The sequence below is a fragment of the Microbulbifer zhoushanensis genome (genome assembly GCF_021729055.1).
GTDB classification, from domain to species: domain Bacteria; phylum Pseudomonadota; class Gammaproteobacteria; order Pseudomonadales; family Cellvibrionaceae; genus Microbulbifer; species Microbulbifer zhoushanensis.
The window spans coordinates 15,948-35,112 of the sequence record NZ_JAJSAO010000005.1; the positions used below are offsets into that span (position 1 = coordinate 15,948).

A 19,165-nucleotide genomic window follows, 5' to 3' on the forward strand; every position below is an offset into this window, starting at 1 on the left:
TTCCCAACATCAGTGTGCGTGGCCGTGCCCCACTTCGTCACCACCGACCGATGCCAGCTTGACGAAATAGGCCCCCTTCGAGGCCACCCGCTCACCCGCTGCCACGCCGTCCAGCACCTCGACCATCTCACCGTCGACAATACCCAGCTCCACCGGGCGACGCGCGAATGTCTCACCGCCGGTCTGCACATACACTACGTTGCGACCGCCATCATCAATCACCGCACTGCGCGGGATAGCCAGCCGCGGCTCCGCCGGCGCCGTGAACACGTGCGCGGGCAAGCGTGCGCCGAGAATGGTCGGCCCCAGGGAAACCGGGTACTCGACCGTGACGTGCGCCGTGCGTGTTTTCGGGTCCACGGCAGAACTGACCTGCACTACACGCGCGCCACTGGCTTCATCCAGCACTACCGTGTCGCCCCCTGCAGTTTCTAGCCAGGCGCCACTGGCTGCGGCGACATCGGCGGCAAAGCGTTCCGGCACCGCCAGGTCGAGCCAGCGACGATCCTGCGAGGCAATGCGGAAGACCCGCTCCCCGGCCTGCACGAATGCGCCCGGGCGGGCATTGAACTCGACCACCTCGCCCGCGACCGGTGCACGCAAGGCAATGCCGGCCTCGGCACTGCCGCCCTGGTACTGTTCGACGCGCGCCCTGGCGGCTGCGAATTCTGCCCTGGCGACCTCCAGTTCTTCCCGGGCTTCCACCAGCCGGCGCTCGGCGATCGCGCCCTGCTGGTAGAGTCGCTCCAGGCGCTCGACATCGCGCTTGGCCAGTGACAGTTGCGAACGTGTCCGCTCCATCGCTACCAGCAACTGGCCAAAGTCGGTCTCGCCGCCCAGGCGCGGTACCAGGTATCCCAGCACGGCCCCGCTCTCAACCACATCCCCGGCCCGGGCCATCCCCGCATGGGAGAAATAACCATCCGCGGGTGCCCGGATCTGGGCGCCCGCGTCCGCAGGTGCATCCACGGTGGCAAACGCCGGTACCGACGGGCGCATGGGACGCAGCTGCGCCTCGGTGGAGGCAAATGGGTTGCTCCACTGCTGCTCTTTCAGGTAACTGATGTCACCCTCGGGTTCAGCCTGGCCAACCACCGCCTCTGCCGCCGACGGGTAGACCCGCACCATGCCCAGGTCATGGGTGGCCTGCAGCTCCCCATCCTGCACTTCGATCAGCAGGCGGAATTCCCCCGCGTCACGCGGCTTAACCCCCGGGGTAAAAATGCCGGTACGCGCGGGCTCCCGCACACGGAAACGGGCGGCTATGCTGTCGCCCCGCTTGAGAACCACGTCGACGCGCCCGCTTTCCAGCGGCGCCGAGTCGGCAAGCCGGGTGACATGGGCGGCAAATTTCGAGGTCTGCCCGGCAACCAGGGGCGGGAATTCCACAAACAATTCAGTGGTATCGGTGTAGTCGGTAAAGACCAGGGTCGGCCCCGCATCACCATGGCCATGTCCACCGCCGTCGTGGCCGCCCTCTCCATGAGCGCCTCCTGCCCCATGACCGCCGCTGGGTCCATGTGCATGGCCGTGGCCGCTGCCTGCGGGTTCGCCGCAGGCAGCCAGGCCGAAGCCGAGAGCGGCCAGTGCCAGCGCCCGGACAAGGTTTTTAGTGCTCATGCTCGGAATCGTCATCATGGCTGTGTTCGTGGGAATCTTCCTCTGCGGCTTCTTCAGTGGTGTCGTCCTCGTGGGTGTGCGTTGCTTCACCGTGCTCGTGGCCTTCTTCCTCGCTGGACGCACCCTCCTCTGCTGGCGCACCGGTTTCAGCTTCTTCATCGTAAAACGCCTCGGTCTCGGTTTCGTCGTGGGAGTGGGCCCCGTCGCCGTGGTCGTGCGCGGCATCATGGCCCTCGCCATGAGAGGCGTCGTCGTGGCCATGTCCGCCCTCTTCGTGGGCGTGGCCTGACTCGCCTTCATGGGGATGCCCGTGATCATCGTCCTGGCCACAGGCGGACAGCAGGAACGCGGAAAACGCGATGGACAGGATCAGTGCAAGCTTGTTCATAATTCACCTTTTATCAGTTGGAGTTGGATGTAGGACTGTCGCGCAGCGCGCGCGCGGCGCACCGCCTCGCGCTGCGCAGAAAGTTCAGTGCGGTGGGCATCGATCAGTTCCAGGACACTGACCTCACCCGCGTCATAGGCGCTCTCCGCAATCGATACCAGCGACCTGCCGGCAGAGGCTTCGCGCGCGGTAATTGCGGCACGCCGGCGGGCGCGCAGTTCCCGGAGTACGGCCCGGGTCTCCGCCGCGAGGCGTGTCTCGAGCAGCGCGCGCTCAGCCTGCAGTTGGTGCGAGCGGGCAGACTGCGCCCGCGCCTCGCCGGAACCGTTATCAAACAACGGCACTTCCACCCCCAGGGACAGCAGCTGGCCGTCGGCAGATACCTCGGGATCCTCAAATTCACGGCGCCCCACCCCCAGGGTCAGCTCCGGCCAGCGGCGGCGTTGCTCTGCCCTGGCGGAGAGGGATGCGGCCTGTACTTCTGCTTCCAGCGCCTGCAGCATCGGATGCCCGGACAGTACAGTCGCCAGCTCCACCGAGCCAGTTGCCGGAGGGAGGAGCCCGCCGGCCAGCGGCATCGGTTCGGACCCGAGCAGGCTGAACAGGCGGTCCGCTGCCGATTCCGCCGCAGCCCGGGCGTCCAGCGCCTCACCGCTGACCAGGGCCAGCTCTTTCTCCAGCCGCAGGGCATCAAACTGCGAGGCATCACCCGCCCGGGCGCGGCTGGCAACTGCCCCGGCCAGCTGTGCCAGCCGATCACGCCAGCCGCTCACCGCAGCGGCCTCACGCTCGGCTGCAACCGCGGCGTAGTAGAGGCGACGCATCTCGGCCACCAACTCACGGCGTTTCAGGTCGACGCGGGCGTTTTCCGCCTGGCGCTCACTGGCTGCCGCATCACGCTCCAGCCCGTGTACGCCGGCAATATTGAAGCGCTGGGTCAGCCACAGGTAGCGCTCTTCTGCCGTGCCGCTGTCCAGGTCGAGGCCTTCATTGCTGTATTCAATTTCCGGGTTCGCCCAGCGTCCCGCGGCCTCGGCGCGCCCCGCCGCCGCTTCACGCCGAGCGTCCAGCAAAGTGGCGATGTCCGGTTGCGCCAGCCCGCGCCGCACGGCCTCGGCCTCCGTGAGTCCCGGCGCGGCACGCACGGCCCCGGCGGCCAGGATCGCACCGATCAATAGAAGCAATCGCATGAAGTCAGTGTCCCGTGAGAAGTCCGAGCAGGGTCTCCAGCTCGTGGTGCGCGCCAGCCGATAACAGCGCCAGGGCACAAATGGCAGCGAGCAGAATTCCAGAAAAAACACGGCCATTCCCGATGCTCTCAATGGGACACAGCAATCGCTCGATACGCATCACGGCGTCGGCCCCCGCCACCGAGAGCCCGGGCATTACCTCGCCACGTTGCAGGCGGAAAACCTTGAGCAGGGTTGCGGCGACCGCTTCCCGGCCGAAGCGGCCCGCAACCCGGTCATCCGCGCTTTCCTCCATCCCCTGGCGCCACTCGCTGCGCAGGCGGGACGCGGTAGCCGGCAGCTGGAGCAGCAGCAGGATTTCGAATACCCCGTTGTAGAGAAGGTCCCGCGCGCGCACGTGGGACACTTCATGCGCAACCACGATGCGCCGCTCCCGCGCTTCCAGCCGGTCGAGCAGGCCCCGTGACAGGATCACGCGCGGCGAAAATGTGCCCGCAGTGACGGCAAAAGGACTGTGATCCTCAACGGTGTGTATTTTGCGATCGGGACGGCGTCCCTCTACCAGCCGCAGCAGGCTGCGAATATGTTTGCCCGCCCGGTACTCCCGGCAGGCAAAGCCGACGATGATGTAGCTGATACCTGAGAGGAGCAGCACAGCCGCAACGAACTCGACAAGCCCGAGATCAATGGCCGGCAGGTGCCTGAAACAGAGATGGGGATGCCCCGGGCCGTGGTAGATACAGTGATCCACCACCCAGCCCAGGGACTTGCCCAGTGCCGTCGTGGCAACCGCTGCGACCAGGGCGGCCATGGCCAGCAGAGGCAGGGCGGCAAGGGTAAAACTGTGGCGACGACGTGCCAGTGGCGACAGGCCCTCGCGGAAAGCAAAACGGGAAACCAGCGCACTGGCCAGGCACCCCATGGCCCAGCCGCCCGCTGCCAGCAGGACAAACAGCCAGGCCAGGGAAAGAATCGCGTTCATTGGTCACGCCTCCCCTGGCGGCGCTTGCGCAACTCCTCTTCAAGGCGTTCCAGGCTGGATTCATCGATATCCTCGGCAGCATCCACAAAGGCCGCCAGGGAGGAAACCGCATCGCCACCAAAGCGACCGAGGGTCTCGCGGATATAGGAGGCAATCAGTCGCTCCCGCTCGACGCTGGCGGTGTAACGATAGGCATGGCCGCGCTTGCTGCGCGTGAGCAGCTCCTTGCGATGCAGTCGCTCGAGGGTGGACTGCACGGTATTCAGGGAGATACCCCGCTGGCGACCAATGCGCTCATGCACCTCCTTCGCCGAGCACTCCGGTGTCTCCCAGGTGATCTCCAGTACTGCCACCTCCAGGTCCCCGAGTGCGGGGGTTGGCTTCGAGGTTGCGCCCATGTCGCCTCCTGCATTCCAGCAATACCCTCAGTGTATTGGCCCAAAAAACCGATCGTCAATCGGTTTTTAACAGGAAAGCCTGGGTATGAGCGCCAGGGCCGCCGGAGCGCCGGGCACAAAAGACGCCAGTTGCGTTCTGGGGTAGCATGTGGACCACAAGATCCATAACAGATTCAGGCCGGAGGTTCCTCGTGTCCCGATTGTCCCTTGCTACCGCCCTATTCTCCTCAATGGCTGTCGCCGCCCCAGTCGTCGCACAGCCCGCAACCGACTCTGCACTGCTGGAGCAGATCCGGCAGGACGTGTCCGCAGAGCGAATCGAGAAGGATATCCGCACGCTGGTTGGCTTCGGCACCCGCCACACCCTGTCAGAGACCAAATCTGACACCCGGGGGATTGGCGCGGCCCGTCGCTGGGTCCACAACGAGTTCCAGCGTATCAGCGACGCCTGCGACGGCTGCCTGGAGGTCTATTACCAGTCAGACTTCGTCGAGGGGGAAAAGCGCATTCCCGAGCGCACGGAAGTGGTCAATGTGATTGCCGTGCAGCGCGGCACCGTGGACCCCGGCCGTTATGTGATCATGTCCGGCGATATCGACTCCCGGGTTTCTGACCCCATGGACTACACCTCGGACGCACCGGGAGCCAATGACAATGCCTCCGGCCTCGCCGGCGCCCTGGAGGCTGCGCGGGTTCTGAGCAAGCACAAGTTTGCCGGCTCGATCGTCTACGCCGGGCTCTCCGGCGAGGAACAGGGCCTGTTCGGCGGCAAGATCATGGCGGCTGCGGCAAAGAAAGGCGGCTGGCGTATTACCGGCGTGCTGAACAATGACATGATCGGCAATATCGAGGGCATCAATGGTGTGATCAACAACACCACCGCGCGGGTGTTTATGGAAGGTACCCGCATGAACGAGACTGCCGATGAGGCCCGCGCGCGCCGCTTCTACGGTGGCGAGGTGGACTCCCCCTCCCGCAATCTGGGGCGCTACGTACACCGTATCGCCGAGGACTATATTCCCAACCTGGACGTGATGATGATCTATCGCCTGGACCGCTTCGGTCGTGGCGGCCACCATCGCCCGTTCAATGACCTGGGCTATCCCGGCGTGCGTATCATGGAAACCAACGAGAACTACAACCGCCAGCACCAGGACCTGCGCACTGAGGACGGCATCCGCTACGGCGATGTGATCGAGGGGGTAAACTTCGAGTATGCCGCCAAGCTTACCGGCCTCAACGCACTCACCATGGCCGCCCTGTCCAGGGCCCCGGCGCCGCCGGCGGATGTCACCATCGAGGGCGCGGTGTCCCCCGATACCACCCTGAAATGGAAAGCAGCGGGCAACGGGAATGAAGATATCCTGGCCGGCTACAAGGTCTACTGGCGGCTGACCTCTGAACCCACCTGGACCAACAGCCGCTTTGTCGGCAAGGTGGATGAGTACACCCTGGAGAATATTGTGATCGACAATTACTTCTTCGGTGTTGCCGCCGTAAGCAGGGACGGCTTCGAGAGCCCGGTGGTTTTCCCCGGCCCCGCCGGATCTTTCTACCTGGATGGATCAAAACGGGACTGAGTCTCGACAGACTGATACCCGCCCGTTTCCCCTGCCGCGCCGGAACTGCGCTCGCGCGGCAGGGGCACCACTCCCCGCACGTTGCCTCGCCGGGACCGCACTCCCATCCCCCCTCCCTGCCATACCATCACAGCTGCCGCCGGGCTCACCCGCTGGATTGATGACTATCATTGGGAAGTGTCACCCCGCCCGCAGGAACCGCCCTGCGAGTATTGCCATTTGACGCGCCCTTTGGGCACCCCTGTGACAGGAGAAAGCTTTATGGGAACCGGACCAGTCACCACTGGCAACAGGACAGTCCATCACGCAGTCGCGATAATTACCCTGCTGCTGGTCACTGCCGGCGCCAATCTCACCGGCTGTGGTAAAGAGGACAATGGCCACGCCCTGAAAGAAGACACAGCGCCTGCGAAGCAGCAGGAGGCGACCAGTGAAAACACCGGGCAAGCGGAAACCGGCAATGGCACAGGCAACGGGGCCGGACTTACCGATGAGGAGCTTGAAGAGCTGATTTCGCGCTCTTACCAGTACGTCGCCATGTACAACGTGAACAACAAGTTTGCCGAATCCCAGGGAGGATGGAACACCTGTGTCGCTGACACCCAACTGAAAGACCATACCGTGCGTGAAATAGCACGACCAAATAATGACACGCTGTATATCAGCTGCCTGCTGGACCTGCGCAGTGAGCCTATCGTTCTCAACGTACCACCATTCAATACCGACTACGCCTCATTGATGATCACCGGCTACGATCATTACGTGAATATCCCCCTCGGCTCCCGCAAGGGTGACTTCCAGGAGCCGAAGAAAATACTGGTCTACAGTGCGCGGACGGACGGCTATGACGGCACGCCGGTTGACGGTATCGACCAGGTATTTGAGGCCACTGGCGACTTTGTCTCTGCGGTTTTTCGTGTAATGCCGCACAGTGACGAGCCGCAACGCTTCCAGGAGATCACCGGGCAAATGCAATCCGTCGAGCCGGTCACCCTCAGCGAATACCGTGGAAATCCCCCCAAAACCAGGCAACCCGTGGATTTTCCCGCTACCGGCGAGACCGATGTCGCCATATTCGGCAACAACCTGCTCGAAGTGATGCAGTTTGTATTCAACCACACCACTTTCGATCCCGATAACCCGCTCGACCAGCGCTTGCTTGCCATCTACAAGCCACTGGGTGTGGAGCCAGGCAGGGAATTTGATCCAGCATCAGTAAAGCAACTGGATAGCGAGCGTACTCGCGACATGGCAAAGCGCATACAGGAAGAGGGCCTGGCGCAAATGAATAACCCCGAACTGATGGAGAGGATCCAGCCGAAGATGTTCCAGCCCAAGGGCGAGACCGACCTGGAAACCCTGCTGGCAGTATCCATCTACGGCCCCATTGGCGTGCCGCGCGAGGAAGCCGTCTACCCGACAGTCGATTCCGGCGATGGCGAGCCGCTCAATGCGATGCACGACTATGTCGTCCGCATGGACAAGGATTCGCTGCCACCTGCCGGGGCCTTCTGGTCACTGACCCTTTACGACCTGGAGAATGGTTTCTTCATTCCGAATGAGCGCAAGAAATACAGCGTGGGCAAGAACGCGGGTATGAAGCTGAACGAGGAAGGCGGCATCGATATCTATATTGCGGCGGAAAAGCCCGAGGGAGTGCCCGAAGAAAACTGGCTACCCATCGAGCGCAAGGACATCGATCTCAACCTGGTGCTGCGAATTTACGAGCCCGACCTGGAAAAACTTGGAAAATGGTCACCGCCGGAGGCAGAAAAACTTTCCGACTGAAACTGCGACGGACTCCCGGGCAAACAGGGGCTGCCGGTGCCGGGCTGGTGCCCGGCGACCGGAGCCCCCTGGCAGGCTCAGTCCGCGTTGGGGAGAGTCCCCTTCCCATCACCCTCCAGGGTCTCGTTCCCCCGCACCCGGTGGAATACCGCATACAACACCGGCACCGCGATAAGCGTCAGTACCGTTGCGAAGCCCAGGCCGCCCATAATCGTCACCGCCATATCCGCGAAGAAGGCGTCGAAGAGCAGCGGCGACATACCCAGGATGGTAGTCACAGCGGCGAGGGATACCGGCCGCAGGCGGCTGACGCTGGCCTGCTGGATCGCGGTCAGGCGCGGCAGGCCTGCGTGGGTCTGGATCTCGATTTCATCCACCAGCACCACAGCGTTCTTGATCAGCATACCGGACAGGCTCAACACCCCCAGCAGCGACATAAAGCCAAACGGCAGGCCCGAGACCAGCAGGCCGACAACCACACCGACCAGTGACATGGGCACCACCAGCCAGATAATCAGCGGCTCACGCCAGGTGCCGAACAGCAGGATCGATACCAGGATCATGATCAGGAAACCGATTGGCAGGCCCTTGCCCAGGGACTGCTGTGCTTCCGTGGAGCGCTCGTATTCACCGCCATATTCCAGCTTGTAACCGGGCGGTAGCTGCATACTGTCAGTTACGCCACGAACCTGCCCGAAGGCCGCCATGGCGGTCATGCCCTCCGGCGCATCACCGCTGATGGTAATCGTGGGGACGCGGTTGCGACGCTGGATCAACCCCTCCTCGGCGGTGGTTTCAAATTCCTCCACCAGCTGCCCGGCGGGAATATAGCCGCGCTCGTTGGGGCTCCATACCAGTCGGTCCGGTAGCGAGCCCACTTCGTTGCGATCACCCTCGGGAAGGCGTGCAACAATCGGGATAATCCGGTCGCCGCTCTCGAACTCTCCTACCCGGTACCCCTGGGTTGCAAACTGCACCGTGCGGCTGATATCCACACCGGTGACCCCGGCTACCCGGGCCCGCTCTTCGTCCAGCTCGGCCCGGATTGTCGGCTCGCGCCCACGCCAGTCATGGCGCACATCCTCCAGTCCCTTGTCGCGGAATAATTGTTCCACATCACCGGCCATCGCCCGCAGCTGGTTGAAATCGGGCCCGGATATCCGCACCTCGACATCGGCGCCACCGCCCGGGCCAAACACGATGCGCTTGAAGGTCACCAGCGCATCGGGATGCGCATCGCGCAGCTCGGCTTTCGCCCGCTCAATCAAAACCGGGATCTGCTCGCGACTCTCCGTGCGCACGATCAGCTGCCCGTAGGAGGGGTTCGGCGGTTCCGGCGCATAGGTGAGCATAAAGCGGTCGGCGCCGCGCCCTGCGACCGCGGCGACAGATACCACGCTGTCCTGCGACTGCAGGAAATCCGTCGCTTCCTGCAGGGCGCGGTCGGTGCGCCCGATATCGCTACCCTGGGGCAGGTGATAATTCACATAAAAGAGCGGCGCATTGGAATTGGGGAAGAATCCCTGCTTGACGAAGCCGAATGCCCAGTAACTCACCATTGTCACCGCCAACAGGACTGCGATGGTCAGGCCGCGGCGACGCAGTGACCCGGACAGGGCATTCGCATACATCTGGTAAAAACGGCCGCGGTATGGATCCTGCGAATCGGAATCCTTGCCCGGTTTGAAAAGGTGGTAACCCAGGTAGGGAGTGATGGTGATCGCCAGCACCCAGCTCAGTAGCAGCGAGATACCGATCACCGCGAACAGTGAGAACAGGAACTCGCCGGTGGCATCGTCGGAGAGACCGATCCCGGAAAACGCCATGATACCGATAATGGTTGCGCCCAGCAGCGGCCAGAATGTCTGGCGCACCACCCGGGCGGCGGCATGCTCGGGTTTCTCTTTCTTCTCCACCCCCATCAACATGCCCTCAGCCACCACAATCGCGTTGTCCACCAGCATGCCCATGGCAATGATCAGCGCCCCGAGGGAAATCCGTTGCAGGTTCAGCCCCAGCAGGTTCATGATCAGGACGGTACCCAGCACCGTCAGCCCCAGCACGGTGCCGACCACAACCCCCGAGCGCCACCCCATAAACAGGCACAGCACCAGGATCACAATCACCACCGAGGACACCAGGTTGAAGAGGAAGCCGTTTACGCTGTCGGCCACCACCCGGTGCTGTTCGTAGATGGGGAATATCTCCACACCAAGCGGCAGGCCCTGCTCCAGTTCAGCCAGTTTACGCTCCACCGACATGCCCACATCGACGATATTGGTATCCTGACCTCCGGCGACGCCGAGCAGGATCGCCGGCTTGCCGTTGTAGCGGGCAATAAAATCCGGGTTCTGCTCGTAACCGATGGAGACGTCGGCAATATCACGCACGGCCAGCATAGCGGTGGAGCCGGGCACGCCGACCAGGATGTTACGAATGCTTTCCAGGTCATTGGCCGGGTTGTCAACGACGATGCGGGTACGCAGGTCCTGCCCCTCGATCTCACCGACCTGCTGCACGGCGCTTTCTGCCTGCAGCACCTGCGACAGGTCGTCGAGGGAAAAGCCCAGCTGCGCCAGGCGCGACTCATCGATATCCAGGTAGGCGACTTCATCGATCACCCCAGAGCGGGAAACCTTGGCCACCCCTTCCACAGTCAGCAATTCACGACGAATGGCCTTGGTGATATCCCGCATCTCGCTTTTCGAGAACCCGTCACCAGTAATGGCATAGTAGATCCCGAACACTTCACCGAAATCGTCATTCACCACCGGCGGCATTGCCCCCCGAGGTAGCTGCCCCTGGGCATCACGCACCTTGCGGCGCAATTCATCCCAGATTTGCGGCAGCTGGCTGGAATCGTAGTGGTCCTCGATTTCCACTCGAATTTCCGACATGCCCGGCCGGGAGGTGGAAGTAATATCCTTGAGCTGCCCGAGCTGCTGGATCGCCACCTCGAGCTTTTCCGTAACCTCCTCTTCGACCTGGCGCGCACTGGCGCCCGGATAGGCGGTGAATACCCGCGCCTCCTTGATGGTAAACGCCGGGTCCTCCAGCCGACCGATGTCGGCAATACCCCATAGCCCGCCGAACAGGCAGATAAGCATCAGCAGCCAGGCGTAGACCGGCTGCCGGATAAATACCTCAGAGATCTTCACTGCGTGTCTCCCCTGACAACCCGATTACTGGCGCTCGCCGGCATCGCCGACATAGTTCCGGACCTTTGCCCCCTCATAGAGGTGCTGCCCGCCGGCTGCCACCAGGCGGGCGCCGGTCTCCAGGCCCTCAGTGATCTGGACGGTATTGCCGTCGGTGGTTCCAAGTGCTACATCAACACGGGATACCGAGCGGTCTTCATTGATCAGCCACACATAGGGGGTGCCATCGGCATTCGTCTGCACCGCGGACAGGGGCACACGCATTTCTCCCCGGGCCTGCTTCAGGCGCAGGTTAACCCGTGCAGTCATGCCCGGCAGGATCTGGACATTGTCCGGACGTGGCATGCCCAGCTCTACCTGGTAGGTCTGGGTGACGCTGTCGGCCTCAGCCTGGTGCTCGCGGTACTCGAGCGGGAATGCGCGACCGGGCAGGAATTCAAAACTGGCGGTAATCGACTCCACCCGGTCAGCATCGATGGTGGCCAACAGCTTTTCCGGCACCGAGACCTGGACCCGCACCTCGGACACATTCTGCAGGCGCACAATCCCCTGTCCGGGCTGCACATTGGTGTAGTTCTCCACCAGCTGGCGGGTCACCAGCGCATCGAATGGCACCGTCAGTTTTGTGTAGGCCAGGTCCTGCAGGGCATTTTCCAGCGCCACCTGGGCCAGCTCGTAGTTGCTCTCGGTTTCATCCAGTTGCTGGGCAGAAACCATATTGCGCGCGGCAAGGGTCCGCTGGCGGTCCAGGGTCTTTTCCAGCAACTGCACATTGACCCGGGCCTCCTTCACCCGCCGGCGGAAATCCGTGTTATCCAGCACGGCAATCAGCTGCCCCTTGGGGATGATCTCGCCCTCGCTGAACTTCACCTCCTGCAGTTTGCCGCCCACCTGGAATGACAGGTCCACGGTCTGCACCGCCTTTACCCGGCCGGCAAACTGGCGCGCTGCAACGTCGCCACCACTGGAAACTGCGGTGATCTTCACCGGCCAGATACGCTCGGTTTTTTCCTCGCCCGACTCCCTGTCGCTGCAGGCTGCTATTGCCGTTACCGCCACCAGGGCAACCAGTAAACGGCCGGCTTTACCAAAAAATTCCATATTGGGGATCCACAAAATCATTGGGTGGGAAAACGAAAAAACAAAGGCTGCATCAGTCCAGCTCTTTGCACATAGCGACCAGGCGTTCGCGCAGTCGCTCGATACCCGGGTCGCCCGGCTCCAGCACGCCGAGCACGCGCCCGAGGAAAATGCCCCGGGCGGCAAACACCAGCAGCTGCGCGAGCTCCGGGTCGCTGGAACGTTTACACACCTCCTGGCGCAGGTATGTCTCTTCAGCCTTGATGGGCTCCAGTAGCGAGGGGTCCTCGGCCACCGCCGCAATCAGTGAGCGGGGCAGGCCCTCGTCATCCGCCATCAGCGCAAACATGCACTGGACCCGGGTGGCCAGCTCGCTACCCGGCCCCTCGCCCCCGGGCGCACCGCATCCGAGCCGGATTGCCTCCTCCCGGGCGATGGTGGATTCGATCATGGCTTTCAGCAGCGCCTGCTTGGTGCGGAAATGGTGCAGCAGGCCGCCCTTGCTCAGGCCGCACTGGGCGGCAACGGCGTCGAGCGTCAGCTTGCGCGCGCCCTTTTCCCGGATCACCTCCTCGGCGGCCCGGATAATGGTGTCTTTGTCGACCTTTGACACGTGACCTCCCAGACACTTCCAGTCAAAACCAACCAACTGGACGGTATGGTAGCAGTGAACTGTCGGCCGTCAATAGACAGAATGTGACAATGCCACCCCATGGCGATAATTGGCGGGATTTATCACTCTTGCCGCACCATTTCGACAGGGTTGACCAACTATCCGCAGGCCTGTGATTCGCTATGCTTGGAGACTTCCCGGCAATTCCTCCCAACGCGAAGGTGGTCGCTTTGGCATCAGCGCAACACAAGCTCGGATTCAATGGCACCTGGTCAATGGCCGTGGGCGGCATGATCGGCGGTGGGATCTTCTCCACCCTCGGCGTGGTGGTCTCGATTGCCGGCCCCTGGGCCTGGCTGAGCTTCCTGGTGGCGGGACTGATCGCCCTGGCGGCGGGCTACAGTTATGCGCGGCTGGCCGTGCATTACGGTGAGGGCGGTGGCGCCTTTACCTACCTGAACCGTGTTGGGGCCCACAACCTGGCCGGCAGCCTGGTCTGGGTGCTGACCGCCGGTTACGTGCTCACCAACGCGGTGTACGCGTACACATTCGGCCAGTACCTGGGCCATGTCGCCGATCTCGGCTCCTGGTTCCCGCGGGCAATCAGTGTTGCCGTCATGGCGGCGTTTATCGGCCTGAACCTTCGCAGCGTCGGCGAGGCCGGCGGCGTGGAAATATTCCTGGTGTGGGCAAAGCTGCTGGTACTGGTAGGGCTCGCCACCTGGGGGCTCGCCCGCTGGGATCCACCGATGCTGTCCCGGGGCGTCCCGGACGCGGGATTATTGGCTGCCATATTCGGCGCGGTATCGGTATTCATGGCGTACGAGGGCTTCCAGCTGATCAGCTACGACTACGACGATATTGAGTCCGTGGACCGCACCCTGCCCCGGGCCATGCTGTGGGCAATCGCGGTGGTTATCCTGGTCTATATGCTGGTGGCCATCGGCACCACGATGCTGATCGGCGCCGACCGGGTTGTCGAGCACGAGGAAGTCGCCCTCGCCTATGCGGGGCGGGAGGCCCTGGGCCTTGCCGGGCTGGTGATCGTCACCATCGCCGCCGCCTTTTCCACCGGCTCAGCAATCAACGCCACCCTGTTTGCCACCGCCCGCCTCACGCACCAGGTAACCCGGGGCGGACAATTCCCCGCATTCTTTGATCACCGGAACAACGTCGGCGTACCGGATCGCGCCGTCGTTGCCCTCGGTGCGGCTGCCGCGCTCCTGGCGGCACTGGGAAACCTGACCGCACTGGTGGAGGCCGCAAGCCTTGCCTTTCTGGTTACTTTTGCCGTGGTCTGCGCGCTGGCATTCCGGGAATCCGCCGGACACCGCGCGATTACCGGCTTTGGCGCTCTCAGTGCGGGGGCTGCCGCTATCGCGCTGGTGAAAGAATTGGTGGATACGGCCCCCATCGCCCTGGCCCTGCTGGCTGCCCTCGCACTGATTGCGATCTTCTTACGGCCATGGCTCCTGAAACATGTGCGCACCCTGCAACCTGATAAGAATAACGACACTCCAGGCAGCAGGGATTGAGGCCCGCTCGCCACAGCGCGAAATGCTATGATTCCGCACAATGGTTTCCCGACGCAGGATCGAGACAGGCTTGGAATGGAAAACGCGACGCAGCCTGAAGAAAGCTGCAAAACTGGTTGCCGGTGCTGACGGCCTGCTGATTGCGGCAGGTGCAGGTATGGGCGTCGATTCAGGCCTGCCGGATTTTCGCGGCAATGAGGGCTTCTGGAAGGCTTACCCGGCCCTGCGCCACTCCGGGGAATCTTTCGCCGATATCGCCTCCCCGGTTACATTTGCCGCTTTTCCGGAACGGGCCTGGGGATTTTACGGCCACCGCCTGAACCTCTATCGCGAAACACAACCACATGAAGGGTTTCGCCTGTTACGGCAGATGGGCGAGACTTGCGAGCGCGGTTACTTTGTCTTTACCAGCAATGTAGACGGGCAGTTTGAAAAATCAGGCTTTGCTCCCGAGCGCATCAACGAATGCCATGGCTCGATTCACCACCTGCAGTGCCTGAACGACTGCCGCGGGGAAATCTGGCCTGCGGGTGAAATAAATCCTGAAGTCGATACCGGGCGCTGCCTTGCCACCGGCGACCTCCCGACCTGCCCGCACTGCGCGGAAGTTGCCAGGCCCAATATCCTGATGTTCTCGGACTGGGGTTGGAATACAGCACGCCAGGAGACCCAGCAGGAAAAATACCAATGCTGGCTGCAATCCGTATCAAACCTCGTGGTTATCGAATGCGGTGCAGGTACGGCCATACCCACTGTACGCGAGGAATCCGAGGCGGTCGGCGGCCGCCTGGTACGAATCAACCCGAGTGAGCCGGAATCCGGGCTTGATGATGCCATCGAGGTCCGCATGGGGGCCCTGGAGGCCATTCGCAGTATTGCGGCCATGCTGTAAACGGCTGTCCCGGCTGGCCGCGAAACTGTTAAGATCTGGACCTGACAGTAACACCGAATCCAGACACGATGCCCGACACCCCCTGCCCCTGCTGCTCGGGAAAGCCCCTTGAGCAGTGCTGCCAGCTCTATCTTTCCGGCAAGGCCTACCCGAATACTGCCGAGGCCCTGATGCGCAGCCGCTTCAGTGCTTTTGTAACAGGCAACCTGCCCTACCTGCGCAAAACCTGGCACCCGGATACCTGCCCGGAACTGGATGAAAGCGAGATGGATACACAGTGGACCCGGCTGGAAGTAGTGCGCAGCAAACAGGGCCTGAAAAAATCGATCGTCGAGTTCAGGGCTTATTACCACACAGGGGAAGGAGAGCGCGCCATGCATGAGATTTCACTTTTCCGGCTGTACCGGAAACGCTGGGTCTATGTCGGCCCGCTGCCGGAGTGGCCCTGACCCGCCACGGCATCCACGAGGAAAGGAATCGCGAACATGAATCCCAGGGCGCAATTTTCCCGGCCGGCGACGCTGCTGGCAGCCGCACTGGTGCTGGCCGGCTGTGCCTCCAATGAACCGGTACTGCCGGGCTACCAGAACCAACCCACCACTGACCCCCTCAATTGCGACAGCTATTCCCTGACCCGGGACGCCCAGGTGCGCCGTGACGGCGACTTTTCCCTGGTACTGACATTTTCCGGTGGGGGGCACCGCGCCGCGGCCCTCGCGTACGGGGTGATGCTGGGCCTGAAGGAAGTCTCCCTCACTACCTCGCAGGGCGAGCAGGAGAGCGTCCTGGACGAGGTGGACATGATCAGCTCGGTGTCCGGGGGAAGCTTCCCGGCCGCCTACTACGGGCTTTATGGGGACCGGATTTTCTCAGACTTCGAGGATGACTTCCTGCGTGCAGACGTATCGCGCAGCCTGGTAAAGCGCCTGCTGGACCCAAACGCCCTGTTTGGTGACCGTCGCCGTACCGACCATATTGTCAGCTACTTCGAGGAAACCCTGTTCCGCAACAAGACCTTCGGCGACCTGAAACAGGCGGGCGGGCCACTGATAGTCATCAATGCCACCGACCTGGGGCGCGGGGTACGCTTCTCTTTCCTGCAGGAATACTTCGACCTGCTCTGCTCGGATATCGACAGCTACCCCATCTCACGGGCGGTGACTGCATCGGCCGCGGTACCGCTGGTGTTTAACCCGGTGGTGGTAAGGAATTTCGGTAACTGCCGACCCACATGCCAGTCCATGGAACTGCTGCAACAGGCACAATACGACCACGATTCGATGCAGGTGCGCGAACTGGCCCGCGACCTGGAGAGCTATGAGGATGCACAGCAGCGCCCATTCATCCACCTGATCGACGGCGGCATCACCGACAACCTGGGCCTGATGGCCATCTATGAAATGGTGGAGATCACCGGCGGCGCGACGGAGTTCCTGCGCCGGCTCGACGCCACTGCCATGCCGCACTATGCAGTGATAAGCGTGGATGCCTCGACCAACGCCCCCACGGTCATCGAGCAGTCGACCCAGCCGCCAACCGTAAAAGACACCATCAACGCGGTCACCGATGTGCAACTGCACCGCTACAACGCCGCCACCATCGACCTGATGGGGGACCGGCTGGAACGCTGGACCGGCGAACTCGCCGACCAGGGGATCGACGTCACACCGCACTTTGTACGGATCCGTTTCAGCGACCTGCCGGAAGCCGAGCGCCGCTATTTCGACAGCATCCCCACCGGCCTGTCACTGACCGACATCCAGGTGACGACCCTGATCAACACCGGGCGCTCCCTGCTGTTCAACAACCCGGATTTCCAGCGGCTGGCGCAGGCGGTTGGCGCACGCATCCCGGACATCCCCGAACCCGCCGCGGGCGTATCTTCCCTGCAGCCGCCGCCAGCTGCAGGTGAAGATCGTTAATATCGCTCAACCCGGTTGCGCCCGGGGGTCCCGGCCCTGATCGACATCGCCTGCGCCTCCCGGCCTTTCGGCCCAGGCTGGAAACAGATCAACCTATGGGATTAAAGAGAAAGCATCAACAAAACGGCCAGTACGCTGCTGCAGCTTGAAATAGCCTTCAGTGCGGAGCCGGGCCAGTAATAACGGGGTAACAGTTTGGCGGCTCCGAGTTGCGGCAGACGCGGATCAGTCCGTATGGGTGAAGCGCGCTTTTTCCAGCTTCTGTTCACCATCAAACCGGTAAGCGACTAGCTTCCCTCCCCCCTTGCGCCCCTTCACCACCGAGTAGTCGAGACAGGCCACATTGTGAGTCAGTGGCCCGGGTTCGCCGTGAAGCCAGTAGTGCCCGATAAAACAGGGTACGGCATCGGGTGGATATTCGGGAACATTCTCCGGCACGCTGAGACTTGCCGCCGCTCCGATATCCACTCCCAGCGGCAGCGCAATATCCCCGAGACATGTTGCATCTTTGTTCCACCACTGGACCCGTACAGCCTTGCGGGCATTGCCGTCTTTGTCAGCAAAGGTTATTCCTTCCGGCAGTGAGACCTCATAGCCCTTCAGGAGTGTTTCCACCGCAACAAATTCGGGAGTTCCGCGCGTCGAGGCCGCCACAAGGAGCTCATGGTCCAGCCGCGCATCCGGGGCCCTGTCGCGCAGTAAGTCAACATGCTGCTGGTCCCAGCAGGCATGCACCACCCGACATCCTTCCAGTTCCAGCCACAGCGGCAGCTGGCGAAAAAAGTCCAGTACGTCCCCCTTCAGCTCTGGCAGGTGATCGAACTCGTTAAGGAAAGCCTGGTGCTGGCGGGTGTTCTTTGGGGTGCGCGGGCGCAGGGGCTCGCCTTTGTGCAGTGTATGGTAAGCCAGGGCATTGAGCTCGTGGTTACCCATCACCGCCAGGGCGTGGCCGTTGTTCACCATGGCCATAACAATTTCCAGCAACCGGCGATGCTGGCGCAGGTGCTCACCGCGGTCGATAAAATCGCCCAGGAATACGACCTTGCGCCCGGGATGGCGGAAACCGGATCCAGTTTCCCGATAACCCAGGTGCAGGAGCAGCTGCTCCAGTTCAGCGGCATGTCCGTGGATATCCCCGATAATGTCGTAGCCCTGTGGCAAAGCGCACCCCTATATTGAACTGGTAATACTGGTCAGCAACCGGGCGGTACGGCCAACCGATAATCAGATTACAATAGGCAGCATTTCACCACTACAGGCTGTCCGCTGTACATGGACCCCGAAATTCTCTTTGAAGACCCCTACCTGGTCGCCGCCTACAAACCCGAAGGGTGGCTGGTGCACCGGTCATCGATCGACCATCACGAGACTCGCTTTCTGCTCCAGCACCTGCGGGACCTCGTGGGCTGCCATCTCTACCCGATCCATCGGCTCGACAAGCCCACCTCCGGGGTAATCCTGTTTGCCAAGAGTAGCCAAGTCGCCGCCCGCGCGCAGGCGGAGCTGGCTTCAGAGAGTTCTGTGAAAGCGTATGTGGCCGTGTGCCGAGGCTGGTGCCCGGAGGAAGGCGTGATCGATTATCCCTTGCCGCCGGTCAGCGATTTCAAGCACCAGCGCAAGCGCCCCAAAGCCGACCAGCCCCGCCAACCGGCGTTGACGCGCTTCCGGCGGCTGGACACCACCGAGCTGCCCTATGCGGTCGACCGCTATCCCTCAAGTCGCTACTCGCTGGTGGAGATCGAGCTGGAAACCGGTCGCCGCCACCAGATCCGTCGCCACTTCAAGCACATTCACCACCCGCTGATCGGCTGCCCCAAGTATGGCAAGTCAGTGCACAACCGTTTCTTCGCCGAGCAGTTCGGCTGCGCGCGCCTGCTGCTGCACGCCCACCGACTGGAACTGAACCACCCCGCAACCGGAGAGCGGCTATGCATTTACGCCCCCCCGCGGGGCTGCTTTGCCTCTATGCTGGAGACGTTGGGTTGGGTGCTGCCGGCCCGCTGAACACCAGCCGAACGG

16 protein-coding genes are annotated in these 19,165 nt (G+C 62.4%); 7 read left to right on the forward strand and 9 right to left on the reverse strand.

Going from position 1 to position 19,165, the window contains the following annotated elements:
* Positions 1-9: 9 nt before the first annotated feature.
* From LVD10_RS10915 to LVD10_RS10935, 5 genes are read right to left on the reverse strand one after another with little or no spacing between them, the layout of a single operon-like run.
* The gene (locus LVD10_RS10915; protein ID WP_237063621.1) at positions 10-1,620 is read right to left on the reverse strand and encodes an efflux RND transporter periplasmic adaptor subunit; all 1,611 of its coding nucleotides are present in this window, start codon (positions 1,618-1,620) and stop codon (positions 10-12) included.
* Complete coding sequence (locus tag LVD10_RS10920) at positions 1,610-2,008, reverse strand: hypothetical protein (RefSeq protein ID WP_237063623.1); 399 nt, start codon at positions 2,006-2,008, stop codon at positions 1,610-1,612. Before LVD10_RS10920 ends, LVD10_RS10915 begins: the two co-directional genes overlap by 11 nt.
* Positions 2,005-3,198: a TolC family protein gene (locus tag LVD10_RS10925; RefSeq protein ID WP_237063625.1), complete on the reverse strand. Its 1,194-nt coding sequence runs from the start codon at positions 3,196-3,198 to the stop codon at positions 2,005-2,007. The genes LVD10_RS10920 and LVD10_RS10925 overlap by 4 nt, the downstream gene beginning before the upstream one ends.
* Positions 3,199-3,202: 4 nt before the next feature.
* Positions 3,203-4,180 (reverse strand): M56 family metallopeptidase, encoded by a 978-nt coding sequence (locus LVD10_RS10930; RefSeq protein ID WP_237063626.1) that lies wholly within the window; start codon positions 4,178-4,180, stop codon positions 3,203-3,205.
* Entirely contained in the window at positions 4,177-4,578 is a 402-nt protein-coding gene (locus tag LVD10_RS10935) for a BlaI/MecI/CopY family transcriptional regulator (RefSeq protein ID WP_237063627.1), read from the reverse strand. The genes LVD10_RS10930 and LVD10_RS10935 overlap by 4 nt, the downstream gene beginning before the upstream one ends.
* Positions 4,579-4,769: 191 nt before the next feature.
* On the opposite strand from LVD10_RS10935, the gene LVD10_RS10940 reads away from it, so the two are divergent.
* Both LVD10_RS10940 and LVD10_RS10945 read left to right on the forward strand, forming a co-directional pair.
* A complete protein-coding gene (locus LVD10_RS10940) occupies positions 4,770-6,158 on the forward strand; it encodes a M28 family metallopeptidase (protein WP_237063628.1) in 1,389 nt (462 codons plus the stop codon).
* A 261-nt stretch (positions 6,159-6,419) separates the two neighbouring features.
* Entirely contained in the window at positions 6,420-7,946 is a 1,527-nt protein-coding gene (locus LVD10_RS10945; protein WP_232941941.1) for a DUF1214 domain-containing protein, read from the forward strand.
* 77 nt (positions 7,947-8,023) lie between these two features.
* On the opposite strand, the gene LVD10_RS10950 is transcribed toward LVD10_RS10945, so the two are convergent.
* Genes LVD10_RS10950 through LVD10_RS10960 form a run of 3 tightly spaced genes read right to left on the reverse strand, consistent with a single transcriptional unit; the run spans position 8,024 to position 12,797 of the window.
* Positions 8,024-11,104: an efflux RND transporter permease subunit gene (locus LVD10_RS10950; RefSeq protein WP_237063629.1), complete on the reverse strand. Its 3,081-nt coding sequence runs from the start codon at positions 11,102-11,104 to the stop codon at positions 8,024-8,026.
* 24 nt (positions 11,105-11,128) lie between these two features.
* Positions 11,129-12,205, reverse strand: coding sequence for an efflux RND transporter periplasmic adaptor subunit (locus tag LVD10_RS10955; protein ID WP_232941938.1), 1,077 nt, complete (start codon positions 12,203-12,205; stop codon positions 11,129-11,131).
* Positions 12,206-12,257: 52 nt separating this feature from the next.
* Complete coding sequence (locus LVD10_RS10960; RefSeq protein WP_232941936.1) at positions 12,258-12,797, reverse strand: TetR/AcrR family transcriptional regulator; 540 nt, start codon at positions 12,795-12,797, stop codon at positions 12,258-12,260.
* A gap of 230 nt (positions 12,798-13,027) precedes the next feature.
* Here LVD10_RS10960 and LVD10_RS10965 point away from each other — a divergent pair, with 230 nt between their 5' ends.
* The 4 genes from LVD10_RS10965 to LVD10_RS10980 all read left to right on the forward strand — a co-directional run bounded on the left by LVD10_RS10965 (position 13,028) and on the right by LVD10_RS10980 (position 17,146).
* Positions 13,028-14,332: an APC family permease gene (locus LVD10_RS10965; RefSeq protein ID WP_232941934.1), complete on the forward strand. Its 1,305-nt coding sequence runs from the start codon at positions 13,028-13,030 to the stop codon at positions 14,330-14,332.
* Between the two features lie 70 nt (positions 14,333-14,402).
* The gene (locus LVD10_RS10970) at positions 14,403-15,224 is read left to right on the forward strand and encodes an SIR2 family NAD-dependent protein deacylase (RefSeq protein ID WP_237063630.1); all 822 of its coding nucleotides are present in this window, start codon (positions 14,403-14,405) and stop codon (positions 15,222-15,224) included.
* 68 nt (positions 15,225-15,292) lie between these two features.
* Positions 15,293-15,673, forward strand: a complete 381-nt coding sequence (locus tag LVD10_RS10975) for a YchJ family protein (protein WP_232941930.1) — start codon at positions 15,293-15,295, stop codon at positions 15,671-15,673.
* Between the two features lie 36 nt (positions 15,674-15,709).
* On the forward strand, positions 15,710-17,146 hold the full coding sequence (locus LVD10_RS10980) for a patatin-like phospholipase family protein (RefSeq protein ID WP_232941928.1): 1,437 nt from the start codon (positions 15,710-15,712) through the stop codon (positions 17,144-17,146).
* A 225-nt stretch (positions 17,147-17,371) separates the two neighbouring features.
* On the opposite strand, the gene LVD10_RS10985 is transcribed toward LVD10_RS10980, so the two are convergent.
* Entirely contained in the window at positions 17,372-18,307 is a 936-nt protein-coding gene (locus LVD10_RS10985) for a metallophosphoesterase (protein WP_232941926.1), read from the reverse strand.
* Positions 18,308-18,418: 111 nt separating this feature from the next.
* Here LVD10_RS10985 and LVD10_RS10990 point away from each other — a divergent pair, with 111 nt between their 5' ends.
* A complete protein-coding gene (locus LVD10_RS10990) occupies positions 18,419-19,150 on the forward strand; it encodes a pseudouridine synthase (RefSeq protein WP_237063631.1) in 732 nt (243 codons plus the stop codon).
* Positions 19,151-19,165: the final 15 nt, after the last annotated feature.